This window comes from Shewanella sp. SM20, from assembly GCF_025654545.1.
Classification (GTDB): Bacteria; Pseudomonadota; Gammaproteobacteria; order Enterobacterales; family Shewanellaceae; genus Shewanella; species Shewanella oncorhynchi.
The window spans coordinates 178,576-201,555 of the sequence record NZ_JAKKRK010000001.1; the positions used below are offsets into that span (position 1 = coordinate 178,576).

Sequence of the window (22,980 nt, forward strand, 5' to 3'; positions counted from 1 at the left end):
CAGCATGTTTTATAGCAGCATGAATCCAGCTTTGTTGAAAGAATATCGACGTAAGTATTAAAAAAACGGGATTGGCATTCTGATGCCAATCCCGTTTTCATTTCTAAGCTCTTACATTGAGTGCTTAGGCTTATGCCTTGTCTTAGCGCTTATTCACCAAGCTTTGGTGTACGTGGCGGGATCATGCGCCGGTCACCTGTTGACTCAAATGCACCGGCAAATTTAAGCAGGTTATTATCGTCATAGGCGCGACCTGCGAAGGTCAAACCGACTGGCATGCCAATATCGGCCATCACGCCCATAGGTACAGTCACTGTCGGTACCCCTAAGTGACGAATTGCTAGGTTACCGTTAGTGACCCAAACTCCATTGCTCCACGCAATATCGGCTGATGCCGGATTCACATGGGCATCGGCGGGGCCGACATCTGCCACGGTTGGGAATAGCACTGCATCGAGCTTTAGCCCGTCCATCCAGTCTTCGAGATCTAGCTTACGCGTCTTCTCTAAGCCACGCAGCCCATCGGGAATGCTGTCAATTTGGTCATAGGATTTAAGACCACGCTTGGCCATGTTGACGTACTCTTCCATGCCTGCCGCTAAGTCACCTTCACGATTTGGCAAGGTGCCAAGATCATGGGGGAATATCAAATGCCCAACAACATCAGCCAGCTTGTTGAGTTTAGGGTCATTGTTAGCCCGAAGGAACTCATCGAACGCCCAACCCGAGAGTTCCCATAATTCATCATGGAGGAACTGAGGCGTGACTATGCCACGGTTAAACACGGTCGGCGCGCCGGGACGATCGCCTTCACAATTTGATACCAGCGGAAAATCCACTTCAATCACTTCGGCGCCAGCGGCTTCTAAGGCTTTACGAGCCGCTTCCCATAGTTCGATAACCGATTGGCGGGTATGAATACGTTGACCCGTTGGGCCGCCGATACCTGGGTTTTCGCTAGTGCCAGCCAATTCATCTTTATTGATGTACATGCGCGGCACGCCAAAACGCTTGCCTTTAAGCGTATCGGCGCTAGCCGCCAGCGCCAGATAAGATTCTGGGCGAACTGTCGAGGCTTTAGGGATTTGGACCCAAGGTTGCAGGCGCCAGAGATCGCCACCGGTGATAGGATCGTCGGCCACAATCACATCGAGCACTTCAAGCATATCTGCCATAGTGCGGGTGTAAGGCACGACCACGTCCATGGTCGGGGTTAACGGCCAGTTACCACGCACGGAAATCACACCGCGAGAGGGGGTATAGGCGCACAGGCCGTTATTAGATGCTGGACCACGGCCACTCGACCAAGTTTCTTCAGCAAGACCGAAAGCCGAGTAGCTTGCCGCCGTGCCCGTGCCCGCCCCATTGGAAGAGCCCGAAGCGAATGGTGCAGTAAGATACTCAGCATTGTACGGGCTTTCAGCGCGGCCATAGTGACCACGCTGCATACCGCCATTGGCCATAGGTGGCATATTGGTTTTGCCTAGGCAAATGGCACCCGCGGCGCGTAGGCGCTCAACGGCAAAGGCATCATATTGCGCCACTAAATCCTTAAAGGCTGGGCTGCCAGACGCTGCCGTCAGTCCCTTCACCAAATAGCTATCCTTGGCGGTATACGGAATACCCTCAAGTGGGCTCAGTGTTTCACCACGGGCGCGGCGCGCATCTGACGCCTCAGCTTCTTTGAGCGCATCGGGATTGTGTACCACTAACGCATTGAGCTTAGTCTTTGTCGCAGGGCCGTCATACGCCTCAACCCGCGCGAGATACGACTTAACCAACTCCACTGCGGTGGTGTGGCCAGATTCGAGCGCAGCACGCAGCTCGGCAATGGAAACTTCAGTGACTTCAAACATCTTGCGCCCTCCCGCAGAAAGCCAATTGTGGTGTAATAACAGTGACATCAATCGTCATGCTGTTCTCCTTGGGTTACTTTCCAGCAGGGATTTGCTGAGTAATGCAATGGATATTGCCGCCGCCTAATAAAATCTCACGGGCTGGCACACCCACAATCTCATGCTCAGGGAAGATTTCCTGTAGTTTTTGGGCGGCGATATTATCGGTTGCAGGGTCAAGCAGTGGGAACACGATGCGACTATTGGTGATTAAAAAGTTCACATAAGAACCCGCTAAACGCTCACCCGCCGTGCGTGGCACGCCAGTGCCTTCGGTTACACCTTTTGATTCTTCTTCGGTGCAATACAGCGGCCCCGGTTGTGGCAACAGATGGATTTTTAACTTACGGCCTTTGGCATCCACGGTATTTTGCAGCACATCGAGCGCGGCTTTTGAGCGTGGATACTGGGGATCAGTCTCATCATCAGTCCAGTGCAGAATGACTTCACCAGGACGGGCAAAACAGCACATATTGTCGATATGACCATCGGTCTCATCCATATACACGCCATCTTGCAACCAGATAAACTGCTTAACATTCAAATAGTCACGCAGTAAGTCTTCAATCTGTTCTTTTGTCAGTTCAGGGTTACGGTTGGCATTGAGTAAGCATTCTGCACTCGTCATACAGGTGCCTTCACCATCGACATGGATGGAGCCACCTTCGAGGATCAACGGCGCGCTGTAACGGGCAAAACCATGCTGCGCAAGCATCTGCTGCGCGACTTGCTCGTCCTTATCCCATGGGAAGTACAAACCACCGTTATGGCCGCCCCAAGCATTAAAACCCCAGTCAACACCACGGCATTCGCCATTGTCATTCACAACTACGGTTGGCCCAGTGTCACGAGCCCAGCAATCGTTACTGTCCATTTCAACCAAGGTGACATGGGATGGCATCACCGCTTTAGCTTCGGCTAAAAACGTCTTAGGAACACCCATATAAACCGGCGTTGCCGCACCAATGGCATCGGCCACCTTAGCAAAGGTCGCCTGAGCATAAGCACCAGCTGCACGCCAGTTATCAGGACGATAGGGCCAAATCATCCACACCGCTTGCTGCGCAGCCCATTCGCCAGGCATATAAAAACCATCTTGGGATGGCTTAGTCGTTAACTGCGTGGCATCCACTGTCACGTTTGTCATGAGTTTTGTCTCCAGTAATGCTTAAAAACGATAAGGGTGTGCGTCCTAACATCGGACGACAGAATCGAAATATACCTAACATCAATCAAATGAATAAATTGAAGGACCGCATTTATCATGTGCATAGTTTGGCCGCAATTGTCAGGTCTTCACTCGGTGAGTTTTAGCTTCATTGAAATATTGCTGCGTATCTTATCATTTAAGATGGCTTGCGCTAAATACTTGTATGCAGGACATAGATGAGAATTTGTAGGGGAGGAAGATTGTCAATTTATTGCTCACGAGATGAGTGAATTACGAAATGGAGCGAATACTCTTTAGTTAAAATAAGTCTTAGTTGAAATACGGCACTAAAATCTGATCTCAGCATCAAAATAGCGCTTTTATTTTACCTAGCTTATCATCATCGCTTTATTGTAGCCTTTTGCTAAAAAACACTGCGGAGGCGTATTTTTTGTTCTTTCTCAATATTCGCCCGTTGCAGTATTTATCTTTAAAGGATATCAGCATGACTTCCCACACTGCGCCATTAACCTCATTTTCTACTACTGAACCTTCTCTCACTGAAACTTCTACAACGGAACCTTCTACAACAGAACCTTCTACAACGGAATTTTCTATAACAGATGTTGAGCCGCTGCTTAAGATCATGGAAAAATTGCGCGATCCACAAACAGGTTGCCCGTGGGATAAAGCGCAAACCTTTCAAACCATAGTGCCTTTTACTTTAGAGGAAGCCTATGAGGTCGCCGATACCATAGAGCGTTTAGCCTGGGATGAGTTACCCGATGAACTTGGGGATTTGTTATTTCAAATCGTATTCTATTGTCAGCTTGGTAAAGAGCAGGGGTTATTTGATTTTTCGAGCGTGATTGAGAAAATCAGCGACAAGTTGACCCGCCGTCATCCTCATGTGTTTGGCGAACAAAATCCGCAAATAGGCGATAGCGCCCAAGCAATGAAAGCCAATTGGGAGGCGATTAAAGCGATTGAGCGTGAACAAAAGGCCCTGCAAGTCGCGGGTGAAACCCAAGCTGATACTGTGGTTTCTGCGTTAGACAATATTCCGCGTACCCAACCTGCGCTGTCGCGCTCAATTAAAATTCAGCAAAGGGTGGCACGAGTCGGGTTTGATTGGGCCGAGCTTGAGCCCGTGGTTGCTAAAATCCACGAAGAAATCGATGAAGTCTTGCATGAAGTGAATCAACCCGAGCAAGATCAAGCGAAAGTGCAGTCCGAAATGGGCGACTTGCTGTTTGCCGTGGTGAATTTAGCTCGACATCTTAAGGTCGATCCAGAACAAGCGTTGCGCCAAGCCAATCTTAAATTTGAACGCCGTTTTCGCGGTGTAGAACAGTTGGCGAGTGACAGCGGTAAAAGCATGGAAGAGCACACATTAATGGAGCTCGATGCCTATTGGGACCAAGTAAAAGCGACAGAGACGAGATAAACGGCAAATTATCCCGATTGGTGTTTGTCGAATCGCGCCGCCTTTGGTATACTACTGCCCCGTCCTAGTGCTTTCTTACAAGCACGTATTTTCAAACTCATTTTCTCAGGTTCAGCATGACTACAAGGTATATCTTCGTTACTGGTGGCGTTGTTTCATCACTAGGTAAAGGCATTGCAGCAGCATCATTAGCTGCAATTTTAGAGGCCCGCGGTCTCAATGTAACCATCATGAAACTGGACCCTTACATTAACGTTGATCCGGGTACCATGAGCCCAACCCAACATGGCGAAGTATTTGTTACTGAAGACGGTGCAGAAACAGATCTCGACTTGGGTCACTACGAGCGTTTCATTCGTACTAAGATGAATCGTCGTAACAACTTCACTACCGGTCGTATTTACGAAGAAGTATTACGTAAAGAACGTCGTGGCGATTATTTGGGCGCAACCATTCAGGTTATCCCACACATTACTAATGCGATTAAAGAAAAAGTATTAGCAGGTGGCGAAGGCCATGATGTGGCTATCGTCGAAATCGGTGGTACTGTGGGTGATATCGAATCCTTGCCGTTCCTAGAGTCTATCCGTCAGCTCGGTGTTGAGCTGGGTCGTGATCGTACTCTGTTCATGCATTTAACCTTAGTGCCTTTCTTAGGTGCTGCAGGCGAAGTGAAAACTAAGCCAACTCAACACTCAGTGAAAGAGCTGCGTTCTATCGGTATTGCACCAGATGTGCTGGTTTGCCGTGGTGATCGTGCGATTCCTGCGAATGAAAAAGCCAAAATTTCGCTGTTCTGTAACGTCGAAGAGCGTGCGGTTATTTCATTAAAAGATGTTGATAGTATTTATAAAATCCCAGCTTTGTTACGTTCACAAGGTTTGGATGACTTAGTGGTTAAGCGTTTCGGTTTAGAATGCCGTGAAGCGGATCTGTCTGAGTGGGAAAATGTTATTTATCAAGAAGCTAATCCAAACGGCGAAGTCGTTATTGGTATGGTGGGTAAATACATTGAACTGCCAGATGCCTATAAGTCAGTCAACGAAGCATTAAAACACGCAGGCCTTAAAAACCGCGTATCAGTGACCATCAAGTATATTGATTCACAAACCGTAGAAGCTAAAGGCGAAGAAGTCTTACAGGGCTTAGACGGTATCTTAGTACCAGGCGGTTTTGGCGAGCGTGGTGTTGAAGGTAAGATACTGGCGGCAAAATTTGCCCGTGAAAACAATTTACCGTATTTCGGTATTTGTTTAGGTATGCAAGTTGCTCTGATTGAATTTGCGCGTAATGTTGCAGGTATGGCTGATGCACATTCAACTGAATTCAATAAAGAAACACCGTTCCCAGTGGTGGGTTTGATCACTGAATGGATTGACGAAGAAGGTAATGTTGAGCAGCGCCATGAGGCGTCTGACTTAGGTGGCACTATGCGTTTAGGCGCTCAATTGTGTCATTTACTCGAGGGTTCAAAAGCGGCTCAAGCCTACAAAGGCAACAGCTGTGTAGAACGTCACCGTCACCGTTACGAAGTGAACAACAAATACAGAGAGCGTTTAGAGCAAGCTGGCATGATCTTCAGCGGTTTGTCTTCTGATCGTAAACTGGTGGAAATGATCGAATTAAAAGATCACCCATGGTTTGTTGCAGGTCAATTCCATCCTGAATTCACCTCAACTCCGCGCGATGGTCACCCATTGTTCGAAGGGTTTATTGCTGCGGCAAGTGCGCATCAAAAACGTGATCTGAAGTAAGAATATTTGAGGCCGGACCCGCGACAGTGGGGCCGGCCTTTTGCTACACTCGTCGCGACTTGAAACATAAGAATTTAATACTTCTGGGTATAAACAGCATGCGTATCCGTTGCATCTGTATGGACGCAAACCGTAAATGGAATTTTGTTATTTTCCGCGGTATGTGACTTCCATTTATTCCCATAGGTATTGGTTTTTTCTTTTATCTTTAAACTTAAATCGAGGGTGTTATGGCTAAGATTATTAACGTGATTGGTCGCGAGATTATGGATTCTCGTGGTAACCCAACTGTTGAAGCCGAAGTGCATTTAGAAGGTGGTTTTGTGGGTATGGCTGCGGCGCCTTCTGGCGCATCTACCGGTAGCCGCGAAGCGTTAGAATTACGTGATGGCGATAAGAGCCGTTATTTAGGCAAAGGCGTATTAACCGCTGTTGCTAACGTAAACGGTGTCATCCGCGCTGCATTATTAGGCAAAGATGCGACGGCACAAGCTGAGCTTGATCAAATCATGATCGACTTAGATGGCACAGAAAACAAAGACAAGTTAGGCGCAAACGCGATTCTGGCTGTGTCTTTAGCGGCTGCTAAAGCAGCTGCAGCATCTAAAGGTATTCCTTTATACGCGCATATCGCTGAATTAAACGGTACACCAGGCCAATATTCTATGCCTGTGCCTATGATGAACATCTTAAACGGTGGCGAGCACGCGGATAACAACGTTGATATCCAAGAATTCATGGTGCAACCTGTTGGCGCGAAAACCTTCCGTGAAGCACTGCGCATGGGCGCTGAAATCTTCCATACGCTGAAAAAAGTATTGCACGACAAAGGTCTAAGCACTTCTGTGGGTGACGAAGGTGGTTTTGCACCTAACTTAGCGTCAAACGCTGATGCGTTAGCCATTATCAAAGAAGCGGTTGAACTGGCTGGCTACAAGTTAGGTACTGATGTCACGTTAGCGCTGGATTGCGCTGCATCTGAATTCTACAAAGACGGCAAATACGATTTAGCGGGCGAAGGCAAAGTCTTCGACTCGAACGGTTTCTCTGATTTCTTAAAATCATTGGCTGACCAATACCCAATCGTGTCTATCGAAGATGGCTTAGACGAATCAGATTGGGATGGTTGGGCTTACCAAACTCAAATCATGGGCGACAAGATCCAATTAGTGGGCGACGATTTATTCGTTACTAACACTAAAATCTTAACCCGTGGTATTGAAAATGGTATTGCTAACTCAATCCTTATCAAGTTTAACCAAATTGGTTCATTGACAGAGACTTTAGCGGCTATTCGTATGGCGAAAGAAGCGGGTTATACTGCCGTGATTTCACATCGTAGTGGTGAGACTGAAGATTCAACCATTGCTGACTTAGCCGTGGGTACTGCTGCAGGTCAAATCAAAACCGGTTCACTGTGTCGTTCTGACCGTGTCGCTAAATACAACCAATTGCTGCGCATCGAAGAGCAATTAGGTGAAAAAGCCCCATACCGTGGTTTGAAAGAGATCAAAGGTCAGGCGTAATTTAATATTTGATGTAAAAAGGCCACCACTTGGTGGCCTTTTTTGTTGTACTATCTGCTGTATATTTTTTTAATCCAAGATACTGACGCTAATTCCTCCATGAAATTTTTTGTCATTGCACTCATAGTGCTACTCGGTGTACTGCAATTCCGTCTTTGGTCGGGAGGTAATAGTCTTCCTGAATATTTCGTTCTGCAAAAACAAATTGCCGCCCAGCAAGAAGGTAACGCCAAACTCAATGAGCGTAACCAAGTGCTAAAGGAAGAAATCATCGATCTGAAAAGTGGTACAGAAGCCATCGAAGAGCGCGCACGCAACGAACTTGGCATGGTTAAAGAGGGCGAGACCTTCTATCGCGTCGTGGGTGGTGAGCGCTCGGTATCGAGTCCATCTCAGTAATATGGAGTTAGGATGACAGAGCTAGGACATTTAGATCTTGGATTAAATGAACAATCCAATCCCGATAGTCAATCTGATCTGGTAACACAAATTGAATTGCAGCGCCAAGCTGAGCATGTCACTCAAGCTGTGGTTGCCATTGTTCCCGCCGCAGGCATAGGTAGCCGTATGGGCGCCGACAGGCCTAAGCAATATCTTGAGGTGTGCGGCCAGAGTATTCTCGCTCATACCTTAGATAAGCTCTTGTCCCATCCGCACATTTCTCAAGTGATCGTCGCCTTACATTCGAACGATACTATCTTCGATACCTTGCCACAGGCCGTGCACCCAAAATTGATTACAGTATTAGGTGGCGGTGAGCGCGCTGATTCTGTGTTGGCAGCGCTGCAAATTGCGCCCGAGCACAGTTGGGCCTTAGTGCATGATGCGGCAAGACCTTGTTTAACCGCGACAGATATCGACAAGTTACTCGCATCCAGAGTGCAATTTCCCCAAGGTGCTATTTTGGCAATGCCTGTACGCGATACCATGAAGCGCGCGAATAAACAGGGTGAAATCAGTGCCACTGTGTGTCGCGATAATTTATGGCATGCATTGACGCCGCAGTTATTTCCAGCGCAGCAATTAAAAAATTACCTCAATGCGGCTCTGGCTGCAGGTGCGGTAGTCACAGATGAGGCTTCGGCGATGGAATGGGCGGGGATATCACCCGGACTCGTTTCGGGCCGTGCTGATAATATAAAAGTAACGCATCCCGACGATTTAGGGCTAGCCGAACTGTTTTTGATGCGTGCCGTTAAATAGTCATAATCAAAGTAAAATAATACGTTAGGAATATTAAATGAAAATCCGTATCGGCCATGGTTTCGATGTGCATAAATTTGGTGCGGCGCGGCCATTGATCCTTTGTGGCGTGGAAGTACCCTATGAAACAGGCCTAGTCGCACATTCAGATGGTGATGTGGTACTGCATGCGATTTCCGATGCGATCCTCGGCGCATTGGCGCTGGGTGACATAGGTAAACATTTCCCCGACACAGATGCCGCCTATAAAGGTGCTGATAGCCGCGTATTGCTGCGTCATTGCTATGCTTTAGCGAGGGCGAAAGGCTTTGTGCTGGGTAATCTTGACGTCACTATCATAGCGCAAGCCCCTAAAATGGCGCCGCACATTGAGGCAATGCGCCAAATATTGGCCGCAGATTTAACCTCGGAACTTGACGACATTAACGTCAAAGCGACCACGACTGAACAGCTAGGATTTACCGGGCGTAAAGAAGGTATTGCGGTAGAAGCCGTGGTATTGATGACCCGTAAACACGATTAACTTAAGAGTAAAAAAGTCCCATGAGCGAATTACATTATCTGTATGGCAAGCCTTTAGGTACAGCAGATCTAAGAACCCAAAATAGCGATTTTATCGTGAAAGAGATTTTGCCTTTTAGCCCGACGGGTGAAGGTGAACATCATATGCTGCATGTACGCAAAGAAGGGCTAAATACAGTACAAGTCGCTGAAATGATTGCTAAGTTCGCTAAGGTGCATCCGAAGGAGGTCACCTACGCTGGGCAAAAAGATAAAAATGCCATCACAGAACAATGGTTCGGTGTGCGTATTCCTGGTAAAGAAACGCCTGCTTGGAAGGAGCTCAATAGCGAGCGTTTGACTATATTGTCGAGCAGCCGCCACAGCAAGAAACTTCGAATCGGTGCCTTAGTCGGTAACCGCTTTATTCTTACCCTGAGAAATGTCACCCAAGTGGAAGACATTATCAGTCGTATCGAAAAGGTCGCTCAAGTGGGCGTGCCCAATTACTTTGGTGAGCAGCGCTTTGGTCACGATGGCAAAAACTTAGTGTTTGGTCGCCAAATGATGGCGGGTAAAAAAGTGAAAGACAGAAATAAGCGCAGCATGTATTTGTCTGCCGTGCGCTCAAATCTGTTTAACACTGTAGTGTCGTACCGTTTAGCCAACCATGGCACTAAGCCTTTGGCGGGTGATTGTGTGATGTTAGCGGGCAGCAAAAGCTTCTTCGTGACGCCTGAATGGGATCTCATCGTATTGAAGCGTCTGATTGAAAAAGACATTCAACTTTCTGCACCATTGTGGGGGCGCGGCATGATGTTACCCCAAGGTGAAGCTGCTGCGGTGGAAACCTTAGCCATGAGTGAGTTAGCTGACGATTGCTATGGTTTAGAGCACGCCGGATTAGAGCAAGAACGCCGTCCGTTATTGCTTGAGACCCAAGGCCTTAAATACGAACAAACCGCCGATGGCTTAGTGCTGGAGTTTGTGTTGCCTGCGGGCAGTTTTGCAACATCGTTATTGAGAGAGTTGGTTAATTATCAAGATGTTAAAGAGCAGCAATGGCAAGCGACATTGGTGCAGGAGCCTGCGCCTGAGGTAATTAACGCTAACGTAGTGGCTAACACTGATACTGTTAAGACTGAAGCAGAGTCATGATCCGTATCCTTGTTAGCAATGACGATGGGATTAATGCTTCAGGTATCAAAGCCTTATCTGAGGCTTTGGCTGAAATAGCGACTGTGCTGACTGTGGGGCCGGATCGAAATTGCTCTGGTGCGAGCAACTCATTAACCTTGACTAATCCATTAAGAATTAATAGGTTAGATAATGGCTATATTTCCGTTCACGGTACACCGACAGATTGCGTCCATTTGGCTATCCGAGAATTATGTGATGGCGAACCTGATATGGTGGTGTCTGGCATCAATGCGGGGGCAAATATGGGTGATGACACCTTATATTCGGGGACGGTTGCCGCCGCGATGGAAGGACGCTTTTTAGGTTTTCCTGCAATAGCGATTTCGCTTAATGGCCGTAAATTCGAACATTATCAATCGGCGGCTGTTTATGCTCGGCGGATAGTTCAAGGTTTGTTGGCCCAGACTTTGGCAAAAGATCAGATCTTAAATGTGAATGTGCCTGACTTGCCACTTGATCAAATTAAAGGCATCAAAGTGACTCGCCTCGGCGCTCGTCATAAGGCCGAAGGCATAGTGCGAACGCAAGATCCTGCCGGACGTGAAATCTTCTGGCTTGGTCCACCGGGACAAGAGCAGGATGCCACAGAGGGCACTGATTTTCATGCTATCGCCAATGGCTATGTTTCAATTACGCCCTTGACGGTTGATTTAACCGCCTACGGACAACTAACGGCATTGCAAAATTGGGTAGATAAAATATGACTCGAGTTGCCTTAACATCGGCGGTGAATTTAGCTAAAAAGCTTCAAGATGCGGGGATCCGTAATCAAGCCGTGTTAAAGGCGATATCGCATACGCCGCGAGAAATGTTTCTCGATAATGCGCTAGCCCATAAAGCCTATGAAAATACGGCTTTGCCAATTGGACAAGGGCAAACCATTTCGCAGCCTTATATTGTTGCCCGTATGAGCGAACTCTTACTGCACAAGATGCCACAGCGAGTGTTAGAAGTGGGGACGGGATCGGGCTATCAGGCAGCCATTTTGGCTCAATTGGTGCCTCAGCTTTGTACTATCGAACGGATCAAAGGTCTACAAATTCAAGCAAGACAGCGTTTAAAACGATTAGATTTGCATAATGTGTCGTTTAAATATGGCGATGGTTGGTTGGGATGGGCTAATCGTAGTCCGTTCGATGCCATTATGGTGACTGCGGCGGCGGCGACTATACCAGAAGCTTTATTGTCTCAGTTGGCTGATGGAGGGGTGTTAGTCTTACCTGTGGGAGAGGATACTCAACAATTGATGCGTATTACGCGCACTGCTGACCGCTTTAGTTCTGAAACCATTGAAACGGTTAAATTTGTACCTTTAATTAATGGAGAGTTAGCTTAACCTTGTGTTGTGCTACTGTGTTAAGCGAAGTGCTTGTTTTGCACAGAAGGCGTCATTTTCTCATCATAAACAGTAATACAACCTTACCAAGGAGTTTTTATTGTTGAATGCGGGTTTACTCTTAAACCTTTGCTTTATATTTCTGCTTGTAGGCTGTAGCTTTCAGGCCAGCAGACCCGCACCCGTCGAAAATATTTCCCATAGCTACTCTAAAAATAGCAAAGGCCACATTAAATCGAATTCATATAAAGTTAAAAAAGGTGACACTCTCTACTCTATTTCTTGGGCTGCAGGGAAAGACTTTTCTGAAATAGCTAAACTTAATCAATTAGATAACCCTTATACAATTTACCCTGGACAGATTTTATATTTAACTAATGCTAAATCTAGTAACCAATCAAAATCTACGACTTTAGATGGAAATATAACGGGTAATTCAGATGCTAACTCAAGTAAAAGTGATAAAAAACAATTAGATGATAAGGTTTATCAGTCTAATGCTAAGTCAAGTGACGATCTGAAAAAAACACTTGATCAGAAAGCTAAGCCCGCGTACCTTGTAACAAGTTCCCAACAAAATGTTAACCAACTAATGGTTCCACCCACCTCAACACTGCCAGCCAGTGTGAGTCAGTGGCAGTGGCCAGTAAGAGGGAAGTTAATCGGAACTTATTCTGCCAATGAGCAGGGAAATAAAGGTATTAAGATCGCGGGAAATCGGGGAGATATCATCAAAGCTGCTGCAGATGGGCGGGTGGTATACGCAGGAAGTGCTCTTAGGGGTTACGGTAATTTAGTGATTATTAAACATAGTGACGATTACCTTAGTGCTTATGCTCATACGGACAAGATCTTAGTCAAAGAAAAGCAACATGTCCTCGCAGGGCAGACTGTTGCAAAAATGGGCAATACAGGTGCCAATCGGGTAATGTTACATTTTGAAATTCGTTACCATGGACAGTCTGTAAACCCACTTACTTATTTACCTAAACAATGATTGTTTGGGGCCTTGTTGGCAAATGGAGGATAGGAAATTGCACTAATTCAGCAGTTTAATTAGGTTTGGGAGATTTGATCATGAGCCGCATAAATAGCACTGCCGCAGAAGCACTAGTAGATTTTTCCGTAGAAACCGTAGACTTTGATCTTGAAAAAGAAGAAGTTGCCACCGATCTAGTCCAAGAGCTAGGAATAGAACAACAGGTCCAAGATGACCTGCAAAAAAATCTTGATGCCACTCAACTTTATCTAGGTGAGATTGGTTTTTCCCCACTGCTTAGCGCAGAAGAAGAAGTTTACTTTTCCCGTAAGGCCTTAAAAGGTTGTGCAAAATCCCGTAATCGCATGATCGAAAGTAATTTACGTCTCGTCGTAAAAATTGCACGTCGTTACAATAACCGCGGCTTAGCACTGCTCGATCTTATCGAAGAGGGTAATTTAGGTCTAATTCGTGCCGTAGAAAAGTTTGACCCAGAAAGAGGTTTTCGTTTTTCAACCTATGCGACTTGGTGGATCAGACAGACGATTGAACGCGCTATCATGAACCAAACTCGTACTATTCGTTTGCCTATTCATGTTGTTAAAGAACTCAACGTATACTTGCGTACTGCCCGTGAGTTAGCACAAAAACTGGATCATGAACCTACAGCGGAAGAAATTGCTGAAAAACTGCAAGTTTCTAGCTCTGATGTGAGCCGCATGCTTAAGCTGAATGAAAAAATTACCTCTGTTGATACGCCTTTGGGGGGCGATAACGAGAAAGCATTATTAGATGTATTGGCCGATGATGATAGTGTTGGCCCTGACTATAAAGTGCAAGATGAAGACATCTCTAACTCGGTGGTGAAATGGCTTAACGAGTTGAACACAAAACAAAGAGAAGTATTAGCCCGTCGTTTTGGTTTGTTAGGTTATGAACCTTCTACGCTTGAAGATGTGGGGGCTGAAATTGGTTTAACCCGTGAACGTGTTCGTCAAATCCAAGTGGAAGCATTAAAACGCTTACGTGATTTATTGGGTTCTCAAGGTTTATCTGTTGAAGCTTTATTTAGAAACTAATATCTGTCTTCTGGTGCCTTTCAGAGAAGCTATCCAGAAAATGCACTTAGTGTGAGATCACGTCATAAAGTAAAACGCCCACTATAGAGTGGGCGTTGTTATTTTTAGGCTTTTATTTAGATCACCTGATGTCTAGCTCAAGCGTTTCAGCTCATAGAGCAAATCAAGCGCCTGTTTTGGCGTTAAGTTATCGGGATTAATGCTACTTAATTTAGTCAAAGCTGGATTTTCAACCGGTTCAGGTAAAGCGAGTAAGCTTTGAATGGGCGTCCTCGTTCCTTCTGGTTGATGATCGCGACTCTCCAATTGCTGCAATTTATGTTTCGCTGCTTTAATCACTTTGTTTGGCACGCCGGCAAGCGCCGCAACTTGTAAGCCGTAGCTTTTACTGGCGGCGCCTTCTTGTACTGCATGCATAAAGGCGATGGTATCATCGTGCTCTATGGCATCAAGGTGCACATTGTAAACACCTGCCATTAAGTCAGGTAATTGAGTTAGCTCAAAATAATGGGTGGCGAATAGGGTCATAGCCCCGACTTGCTGGGCTAAATATTCCGCCGCCGACCAAGCTAGCGATAAACCATCATAGGTGGATGTTCCACGGCCGATTTCATCCATTAACACTAAACTACTTGCAGTGGCATTGTGCAGGATGTTGGCAGTTTCAGTCATTTCTACCATAAAGGTTGAGCGGCCAGAGGCCAGATCGTCTGATGCGCCAATACGGGTAAAGATGCGATCAATCGGGCCAATCAGGGCGCGATCTGCTGGCACAAAACAACCAATATGGGCCATCAGCGTAATCAAGGCGACTTGACGCATATAGGTCGATTTACCGCCCATGTTGGGTCCGGTGACAATCAACATACGTCTTTGGTTGTGCAAGGTCACTGGGTTAGCGATAAACGGCGTTTGGCTAACACGCTCCACCACTGGGTGGCGACCAGCCTCTATCTGTACGCCGATATCTTGGCTCAGCTCTGGACAAGTATAGCCTAAGGTCTCGGCACGCTCGGCAAAGTTACTCAGTACATCAAGTTCAGCCGCAGCTCTAGCAAAGGCTTGTAACTCATGCAATTTGGGCAGAATAAGATCGAACAACTGTTCCCATAACTGCTTTTCGAGTGCCAGCGCTTTACCTTGGCTCGAGAGGACTTTTTCTTCGTATTCCTTAAGTTCAGGCGTGATATAACGCTCCATATTCTTAAGGGTTTGGCGTCGTTGATAATTGAGCGGTACTTGTGAGGATTGCAGGCGGCTTACTTCGATGTAATAGCCGTGTACGCGGTTATAGCCGACTTTAAGTGTATTGATGCCAGTTCGTTCTTTTTCTCTGGCTTCAAGTTGTACTAAGTAATCACTCGCTCCTTCGCTCAGACCGCGCCATTCATCTAGTTCGCTGTTGTAGCCTTCACGGATCACCCCGCCATCGCGGATAAGCATAGGTGGATTATCGACTATCGCGCGCTCAAGTAGGGCTTGCTCAGCGGGGAACTCACCTAAGTGTTGACGCAATTGAGTCGTGTGTGGCGCGCTCAGTGTACTTAAACTCTGTTGTAATTCAGGCAATAAGCCCAGTGCTTGACGTAAACGTGCAAAGTCTCTTGGGCGAGCGGTACGCAGCGCGAGTCTTGCCATGATACGTTCGATATCGCCAAGTGCCTTTAACTGCTCATGCAAACCTTCGTGGGCTGCGGTATCGAGGAGTTCAGTCACCGCCTGTTGGCGCGCCTTAATTTGCTTAGGATCTCGCAGAGGCTGATGGATCCAGCGTTGTAACATACGGCTGCCCATAGGCGTTGCCGTGTTATCTAATACTGCGGCTAAGGTATTATCGCGGCCACCGGCAAGGTTTTGAGTGAGTTCTAGATTTCGGCGAGTTGCCGCATCGAGTACTATGCTATCGGTTTGATTGAAGCGGATAATGGCATTGATATGGGGCAGTGCCGTGCGCTGTGTGTCTTTGACATATTGCATCAAGCAACCCGCAGCTTGCAGTGATAAACGTGCATCTGCGATACCAAAACCATGTAAGTCTTTAGTGCCGAACTGGGCCAGTAGTAACTTGATACTCGTATCGTAATCAAATTCCCACTCGGGGCGACGGCGTTTGCCTTTAAAACCGTTAAGTAGACCTAGTTCGCCAAAGTCTTCACTGTAGAGAATTTCAACGGGATTAGTGCGTTGCAATTCTGCTTCTAATGACTCTCGTGTGTCGAGCTCTGCAATCACAAAACGTCCGGATGAAACATCTAATGTGGCATAACCAAAACCAACTTTACCTTGATAAACCGCGGCTAACAGATTGTCTTGGCGTTCCTGCAGCAACGCTTCGTCGGTTAAAGTGCCTGGCGTGACAATTCGTACCACTTTACGTTCTACTGGCCCTTTAGATGTCGCGGGATCGCCAATCTGTTCGCAAATCGCAACTGATTGACCAATTTGAACTAATTTTGCAAGATAGCCTTCCACAGCATGGTAAGGAAGCCCCGCCATCGGAATAGGATCGCCACCACTTTTACCGCGCGCAGTGAGTGAAATGCCTAACAGCTCAGAAGCGCGTTTAGCATCGTCATAAAACAACTCGTAGAAGTCACCCATGCGATAAAACAGCAACATATCGTGATGTTCTGCTTTCATCGTCAAGTACTGACGCATCATAGGAGTATGTTTTTCTAAATCATCGGTATCAATTACATTCATTAAATCGTTATCGTCCGTTGTGACTGCCTAAAGGCGATACAGTTTGTGTGGTTAAGGGTGATTAAGCGCTATGGAAGCGGAAGACTGCTGTACAATTTTCAGCTAAAAAGACCACGCAAAATTTGTTGCGCCAATCTTAGCAATAATTTAGCGAAAATTGAGCCCTTAACGATGGATATTGATCAAAGGGAGCTATTATCTGATTTGATATTCGCTAAAACCTTGGTCATATTAAAAATCCTATCAGCTAAAAATAATTCAGTCACAGGTCTTGATACTGTATGATTGTACAGTATACTAGTCAGCAGAATTAAGACAAAAAGCGCGGCTTTTTGAATTACCCGTTTGTAAATTGAATATCACTTTTGACAGCTTAATGCTTGTCTTGATGAGGGAACAGGAATGAAGGTCGATCCAAATAAAGAGAAAGCACTTGCTGCGGTATTGATCCAAATTGAGAAACAATTTGGTAAAGGCTCCATCATGAAGCTGGGCGAAGATCGCTCTATGGATGTTGAGACCATTTCTACCGGTTCTCTGTCTCTGGACGTTGCTTTAGGTGCTGGCGGTTTGCCAATGGGTCGTATCGTTGAGATCTATGGTCCTGAATCATCAGGTAAAACAACACTGACTTTAGAAGTGATTGCGGCAGCGCAACGTGAAGGCAAAACCTGTGCCTTTATCGATGCAGAGCATGCACTAGACCCTATTTATGCTAAAAAATTGGGCGTAGATATTGATAACCTGCTGTGTTCACAACCGGATACCGGCGAGCAAGCGCTTGAGATTTGTGATGCTTTAACTCGTTCAGGCGCTGTTGACGTTATCGTAGTCGACTCAGTGGCGGCATTAACGCCTAAAGCTGAAATCGAAGGCGAAATTGGTGATTCTCACATGGGCCTAGCGGCGCGTATGATGAGCCAAGCTATGCGTAAACTTGCGGGTAACTTAAAGCAATCTAACACCTTACTTATCTTCATCAACCAAATTCGGATGAAGATTGGTGTGATGTTCGGTAACCCAGAAACTACAACCGGTGGTAATGCGCTGAAGTTTTATGCTTCTGTTCGCCTAGACATTCGCCGCACTGGTGCCATTAAAGACGGCGATGAAGTGGTCGGTAACGAAACTCGCGTTAAAGTGGTGAAAAACAAGGTTGCAGCGCCGTTTAAGCAGGCTGAGTTCCAAATCCTTTATGGCCAAGGTATTAACCGTACTGGTGAGTTAGTAGACTTAGGCGTAGCCCATAAGTTGATTGAAAAAGCGGGCGCTTGGTACAGCTATAAAGGTGATAAAATCGGCCAAGGTCGTGCTAATGCTGGCAAATATCTGACTGAAAACCCAGCTATTGCGGCTGAAATTGACAAGACGCTACGTGAGTTGCTTTTGAGTAATCCGAGTGCCTTGGCTGCCAAAGCTGATGATAGTACTGAGGACAATATTGATTTAGAGACAGGCGAAGTATTCTGAGTCAGTCAGCCCATCAAATTGCGGTCGCGCTGTTAGCGCGCCGCGATTATTCCCGTTTACAAATCCGCGATAAATTGCTCGAAAAAGGTTTCGAACTTAACGATATCGAACCTGTACTCGATGCTTGCGAATCCTCCGGTTTTATTAATGATGCTCGTTATGCCGAACTGTTGGTGCGAAGCCACATCAGTCGAGGCCACGGTGCAATACGCATCCGCCAAGCAATCGCACAGAAAGGCTTATCTAAAGACTGTATTGAAGCCGCTTTGGTTAATTGTGATTGTGACTGGTTTGAGCTAGCAAAAGATAAAGCCACCAAAAAATACGGCATTCCCCGTGTGACAGAAGTGAAGGGCTCTAAAGCTCGGGATCTCATCGCAAAGGAAAAGGCCAAACGAGTGCGTTTTTTAATGGGCCAAGGCTTTAGCTACGATCAAATCACTTACGCACTAGATTCAGATCCCAATGATCTCGATGAAAATTATTAAATTTGGAGCTAAGACTGTAAAAGCTCATCTAAATATCATCAATGGGTATTGTCCATTTCGTACTTCACATTAGACTCACTAGCTTAAATATTGTCCGTGCCGCGATAAACTTACGCCGTCTTTATTTGTGCTTTATCCTGTCGTTTTGCTTCTAGTGACTCTGGTGTGGGCGATTCACGCTAAAATATTAAATTCCTGATGTGTATATCACCAATCAAGACTGGTCGTCCTTCCTTAGTCTGCTTATAATGCTTGGCAAATAGAAATACGGCTAGCCTAAGGCGTAGCTGGTAATGCTTACCCAATTCAGGATGATTTCATGTATCAAACTACAGCAGAGCTCAGAAGCGCTTTCCTCGAATTTTTCCGCAGCAATGGTCATCAAGTTGTGGACAGTAGTTCATTAGTGCCAGGCAACGATCCCACACTTTTATTTACCAATGCAGGCATGAACCAGTTCAAGGACGTGTTTCTTGGCATGGACAAACGCAATTATACGCGTGCGACCACTGCTCAACGTTGTGTACGCGCTGGTGGTAAACATAACGATTTGGATAACGTTGGCTACACAGCACGTCATCACACCTTTTTCGAAATGCTAGGTAACTTCAGTTTTGGAGATTATTTCAAAGAAGAAGCGATTCGTTTGGGCTGGACTTTTTTAACTGAAACGTTAAAGCTGCCGAAGGAACGTCTGTGCGTCACTATTTATCAGACAGATGATGAAGCCTTTGAAATCTGGAATAAAAAAATTGGTGTCGCTGCCGAGAACATCATACGTATCGGTGACAATAAAGGTGCTGCATTTGCGTCAGATAACTTCTGGCAAATGGGTGATACCGGTCCTTGTGGTCCATGTACTGAGATTTTTTATGATCATGGTGATCATATTTGGGGCGGACGTCCTGGCAGTCCTGAAGAAGATGGTGATCGTTTCATCGAAATCTGGAACATCGTTTTCATGCAGTACAACCGTCAAGCATCGGGTGAAATGTTACCTTTGCCTAAGCCCTCGGTTGATACAGGCATGGGGATTGAGCGTATTGCTGCGATTATGCAGGGCGTACATTCTAACTACGAAATCGATATTTTCCGTACTTTGATTGCTAAAGCCGCAGAGGTCATTGGTGTTAGTGACTTATCTGAAAAGTCGCTGCGAGTCATTGCCGATCATATCCGTTCATGTGCATTTTTAATTGCCGATGGCGTTATGCCGTCGAACGAAGGCCGTGGTTATGTGCTGCGCCGTATTATTCGCCGCGCTGTTCGCCATGGTAACAAGTTAGGTGCGACCGAAGCTTTCTTCTACAAGCTGGTTCCGTCTTTGATTGCGGTGATGGGCGATGCAGCAAAAGGGTTAGCTGAGACTCAAGCGATTGTTGAAAAGGCACTGAAAGCGGAAGAAGAGCAATTTGCCCGTACGCTTGAACGTGGTTTAGGTATTTTAGATACGGCCTTAAACGAGTTGAAAGGTGACACCTTAGACGGCGAAACCGTATTTAAGCTGTATGACACCTATGGCTTCCCAATGGATTTGACTGCTGATGTCTGCCGTGAGCGCAACATCATTGTCGATGAAGCAGGTTTTGAAGTCGCCATGGCTGAGCAACGTAGCCGCGCACAAGCTGCCGGTAACTTTGGTGCAGATTATAACGCTGCGCTGAAAATTGATGCTGAAACTGCATTTAGTGGTTACACCGAATTAGCGGGTCAAGCTAAGGTCACCGCGATTTATCAAAATGGTGAGTCAGTGACGGCGATCAAAGCGGGTGATGAAGCCGTTGTCGTGCTCGATGTAACACCTTTCTACGCTGAATCTGGCGGTCAAGTAGGCGATAAAGGCCAATTGGTTGCAAACGGTATTGAGTTTACGGTAAACGATACGCAAAAGTATGGTCAAGCAACGGGCCATCAAGGTGTTTTGGCTACAGGTAGCTTGAGCGTTGGCCAAGTTATTGAAGCGAAAGTGGACAAAAAACTGCGTCACCGTACTCAGTTAAACCATTCTGTTACGCATTTACTGCATGCCGCGCTGCGTCAGGTGCTCGGTACTCATGTTTCGCAAAAAGGTTCTTTGGTTGATCCTGAGCGTTTACGTTTTGACTTCTCCCATTTCGAAGGCGTAAAAGCTGCTGAATTAAAAGAAGTTGAAGAATTAGTTAACACTCAAATTCGTCGTAACCATGAGCTGAAAACCGCTGAAATGGGCATAGATGAAGCTAAAGAGAAAGGCGCTATGGCACTCTTTGGTGAGAAATATGATTCACAAGTGCGAGTTGTGACTATGGGCGATTTCTCTATCGAATTGTGTGGCGGCACCCATGTGGGTCGCACTGGCGATATCGGCTTATTCAAAATCACCTCTGAAGCAGGTATTGCTGCGGGTGTACGTCGCATCGAAGCCGTGACTGGTGCTGCAGCTATGGCTTATGTGGCGCAGCAACAAGCTGAACTGGAAGAAGCCGCTGCCTTATTGAAAGGTGATGCCAACTCAGTGGTGGCTAAGTTAAAAGCGCAGCTCGATAAGATGAAGCAACTCGAAAAAGAAATGGCGCAGCTGAAAGATAAGTTAGCGGCCGCAGCGAGTGCAGACTTAGTGGGCGATGCCGTTGTAGTTAATGGCGTTAACGTACTGATCAAAAAATTAGACGGCGTTGAGGCAAGTTCATTACGCGGCTTGCAAGATGAATTAAAACAGAAATTGAAATCGGCCATTATCGTGCTTGGTACAGCGCAGGAAGGGAAAGTTAACCTGATCGCGGGTGTGAGTAACGATCTGATCGGTAAAGTCAAAGCGGGTGAGCTAGTCGCTATGGTCGCTGCACAAGTGGGCGGTAAAGGCGGTGGTCGTCCTGATATGGCTCAAGCGGGCGGTAGCCAGCCAGAAAATCTGGATGCGGCATTGGCTCAAGTATTACCTTGGATTACTGAGCGTCTAGCTTAAGAGGTTGCTGTGCCCCAAAAACGAAAGCTTAGTGGTAGCAAGCTTTTTGTGAAAAAGTTCGGCGGTACTTCGGTGGGTTCTATTGAACGTATCGAAGCGGTCGCTGAGCAGATTACAAAGTCAGCTCACAATGGTGAGCAGCAAGTTTTAGTCTTATCCGCGATGGCGGGTGAGACGAATCGCCTGTTTGCACTTGCAGCACAAATTAATCCGCGCGCCTCGGCGCGCGAGTTAGACATGCTAGTATCGACGGGTGAGCAAGTGAGTATTGCTTTGATGTCGATGGCGCTACAACGTCGCGGCATAAAAGCAAAATCCCTTACGGGCGATCAAGTGCAAATTCATACAAATAGTCAATTTGGCCGCGCCAGCATTGAGCGAGTTGATACTGAATATTTGCAGTCTTTGCTTGCCGATGGTGTTGTGCCGATCGTTGCAGGGTTTCAGGGCATCGATCCTCAAGGCGAAGTGACCACCTTAGGACGCGGTGGTTCAGATACCACAGCAGTAGCCTTAGCGGCAGCGTTAGAAGCCGATGAATGCCAGATTTTTACCGATGTGGCTGGGGTATTTACCACAGATCCTAATATTGATAGCAGTGCACGTCGCCTCGATGTGATTGGGTTTGATGTGATGCTCGAAATGGCAAAGCTCGGCGCTAAAGTATTGCATCCCGATTCTGTTGAATACGCCGAGCGTTTTCGCGTACCGCTGCGAGTATTGTCGAGCTTTGAAGCTGGGCAGGGGACGTTAATCCAATTTGGCGACGAGTCGGAATTAACGATTGCCTCGTTAGTGCAAGGTATCGCGATTAATAAGGCACTGGCAACGCTGACGATTGAAGGGCTGTTTACCACCAGTGAACGCTATCAAGCGTTGTTAGGCTGCTTAACTCGATTGGAAATCGATGTGGAATTTATTTCTCCATTGAGGATCCATGAGGATGATCCTTCGGGTCGCGTCAGTTTTATGCTCGCTGAGGCTAAGGTCGATACTCTACTTAATGAGCTCGAAGGCTTAAGTGAAAGCCTCGCACTCGGGCCATTGATTATCGAACGTCAACGTGCAAAAGTATCTTTAGTTGGCAAAGGTTTACAGGCAAAAATGGGATTATTGACTAAGATGTTAGAAGTCTTGGGTAATGAAACTATTCATGCTAAGTTACTCACGACGTCAGAGAGTAAATTATCAACCGTTATCGATGAAAGGGACTTACACAAGGCGGTTCGGGCGTTACATCACGCTTTCGAGCTAAATAAGGTGTAATTAAATAACCGTTTGAGTATTGAATACTATTAATTTGTA

The 22,980-nt window shown here is 46.4% G+C and carries 18 protein-coding genes; 15 read left to right on the plus strand and 3 right to left on the minus strand.

Features of this window, described 5'->3' with window-relative positions:
- Window positions 1–149: 149 nt before the first annotated feature.
- A complete protein-coding gene (locus L5M18_RS00795; RefSeq protein WP_263195712.1) occupies window positions 150–1,856 on the minus strand; it encodes an amidase in 1,707 nt (568 codons plus the stop codon).
- 73 nt (window positions 1,857–1,929) lie between these two features.
- The gene (gene aguA, locus L5M18_RS00800) at window positions 1,930–3,042 is read right to left on the minus strand and encodes an agmatine deiminase (RefSeq protein ID WP_263195713.1); all 1,113 of its coding nucleotides are present in this window, start codon (window positions 3,040–3,042) and stop codon (window positions 1,930–1,932) included.
- A 508-nt stretch (window positions 3,043–3,550) separates the two neighbouring features.
- Between aguA and mazG the strand changes: the two genes are divergently transcribed.
- The 11 genes from mazG (at window position 3,551) to rpoS (ending at window position 14,070) form a co-directional block, all read left to right on the plus strand.
- Entirely contained in the window at window positions 3,551–4,492 is a 942-nt protein-coding gene (gene mazG, locus L5M18_RS00805) for a nucleoside triphosphate pyrophosphohydrolase (protein WP_263195714.1), read from the plus strand.
- 116 nt (window positions 4,493–4,608) lie between these two features.
- Window positions 4,609–6,246: a CTP synthase gene (locus tag L5M18_RS00810; protein WP_012587102.1), complete on the plus strand. Its 1,638-nt coding sequence runs from the start codon at window positions 4,609–4,611 to the stop codon at window positions 6,244–6,246.
- A gap of 230 nt (window positions 6,247–6,476) precedes the next feature.
- Complete coding sequence (gene eno, locus L5M18_RS00815; protein ID WP_105251763.1) at window positions 6,477–7,772, plus strand: phosphopyruvate hydratase; 1,296 nt, start codon at window positions 6,477–6,479, stop codon at window positions 7,770–7,772.
- Between the two features lie 99 nt (window positions 7,773–7,871).
- Window positions 7,872–8,171 carry a cell division protein FtsB gene (gene ftsB / locus L5M18_RS00820; protein ID WP_105253074.1) on the plus strand — a complete coding sequence of 100 codons (300 nt, stop codon included), beginning with the start codon at window positions 7,872–7,874 and terminating at the stop codon, window positions 8,169–8,171.
- A gap of 12 nt (window positions 8,172–8,183) precedes the next feature.
- On the plus strand, window positions 8,184–8,975 hold the full coding sequence (ispD, locus tag L5M18_RS00825) for a 2-C-methyl-D-erythritol 4-phosphate cytidylyltransferase (RefSeq protein ID WP_212601489.1): 792 nt from the start codon (window positions 8,184–8,186) through the stop codon (window positions 8,973–8,975).
- Window positions 8,976–9,012: 37 nt separating this feature from the next.
- Window positions 9,013–9,498: a 2-C-methyl-D-erythritol 2,4-cyclodiphosphate synthase gene (gene ispF, locus L5M18_RS00830; RefSeq protein ID WP_006082613.1), complete on the plus strand. Its 486-nt coding sequence runs from the start codon at window positions 9,013–9,015 to the stop codon at window positions 9,496–9,498.
- Window positions 9,499–9,518: 20 nt separating this feature from the next.
- A complete protein-coding gene (gene truD / locus L5M18_RS00835; protein ID WP_263195715.1) occupies window positions 9,519–10,634 on the plus strand; it encodes a tRNA pseudouridine(13) synthase TruD in 1,116 nt (371 codons plus the stop codon).
- Entirely contained in the window at window positions 10,631–11,380 is a 750-nt protein-coding gene (surE, locus tag L5M18_RS00840) for a 5'/3'-nucleotidase SurE (RefSeq protein WP_263195716.1), read from the plus strand. The genes truD and surE overlap by 4 nt, the downstream gene beginning before the upstream one ends.
- Window positions 11,377–12,012, plus strand: coding sequence for a protein-L-isoaspartate(D-aspartate) O-methyltransferase (locus L5M18_RS00845; RefSeq protein ID WP_028761363.1), 636 nt, complete (start codon window positions 11,377–11,379; stop codon window positions 12,010–12,012). The genes surE and L5M18_RS00845 overlap by 4 nt, the downstream gene beginning before the upstream one ends.
- A 100-nt stretch (window positions 12,013–12,112) precedes the next feature.
- Complete coding sequence (locus L5M18_RS00850) at window positions 12,113–13,009, plus strand: peptidoglycan DD-metalloendopeptidase family protein (protein WP_263195717.1); 897 nt, start codon at window positions 12,113–12,115, stop codon at window positions 13,007–13,009.
- Window positions 13,010–13,089: 80 nt separating this feature from the next.
- Window positions 13,090–14,070 carry an RNA polymerase sigma factor RpoS gene (rpoS, locus tag L5M18_RS00855; RefSeq protein ID WP_028761361.1) on the plus strand — a complete coding sequence of 327 codons (981 nt, stop codon included), beginning with the start codon at window positions 13,090–13,092 and terminating at the stop codon, window positions 14,068–14,070.
- A gap of 132 nt (window positions 14,071–14,202) precedes the next feature.
- On the opposite strand, the gene mutS is transcribed toward rpoS, so the two are convergent.
- Window positions 14,203–16,773 carry a DNA mismatch repair protein MutS gene (gene mutS, locus L5M18_RS00860; protein WP_263195718.1) on the minus strand — a complete coding sequence of 857 codons (2,571 nt, stop codon included), beginning with the start codon at window positions 16,771–16,773 and terminating at the stop codon, window positions 14,203–14,205.
- Between the two features lie 402 nt (window positions 16,774–17,175).
- Here mutS and recA point away from each other — a divergent pair, with 402 nt between their 5' ends.
- The 4 genes from recA (at window position 17,176) to L5M18_RS00880 (ending at window position 22,941) form a co-directional block, all read left to right on the plus strand.
- On the plus strand, window positions 17,176–18,243 hold the full coding sequence (recA, locus tag L5M18_RS00865; RefSeq protein WP_105251812.1) for a recombinase RecA: 1,068 nt from the start codon (window positions 17,176–17,178) through the stop codon (window positions 18,241–18,243).
- Window positions 18,244–18,260: 17 nt separating this feature from the next.
- A complete protein-coding gene (locus L5M18_RS00870) occupies window positions 18,261–18,731 on the plus strand; it encodes a regulatory protein RecX (protein WP_411569262.1) in 471 nt (156 codons plus the stop codon).
- A gap of 319 nt (window positions 18,732–19,050) precedes the next feature.
- The gene (alaS, locus tag L5M18_RS00875) at window positions 19,051–21,675 is read left to right on the plus strand and encodes an alanine--tRNA ligase (protein ID WP_263195720.1); all 2,625 of its coding nucleotides are present in this window, start codon (window positions 19,051–19,053) and stop codon (window positions 21,673–21,675) included.
- Between the two features lie 9 nt (window positions 21,676–21,684).
- On the plus strand, window positions 21,685–22,941 hold the full coding sequence (locus L5M18_RS00880; protein WP_006082603.1) for an aspartate kinase: 1,257 nt from the start codon (window positions 21,685–21,687) through the stop codon (window positions 22,939–22,941).
- The last annotated feature ends 39 nt before the right edge of the window (window positions 22,942–22,980 follow it).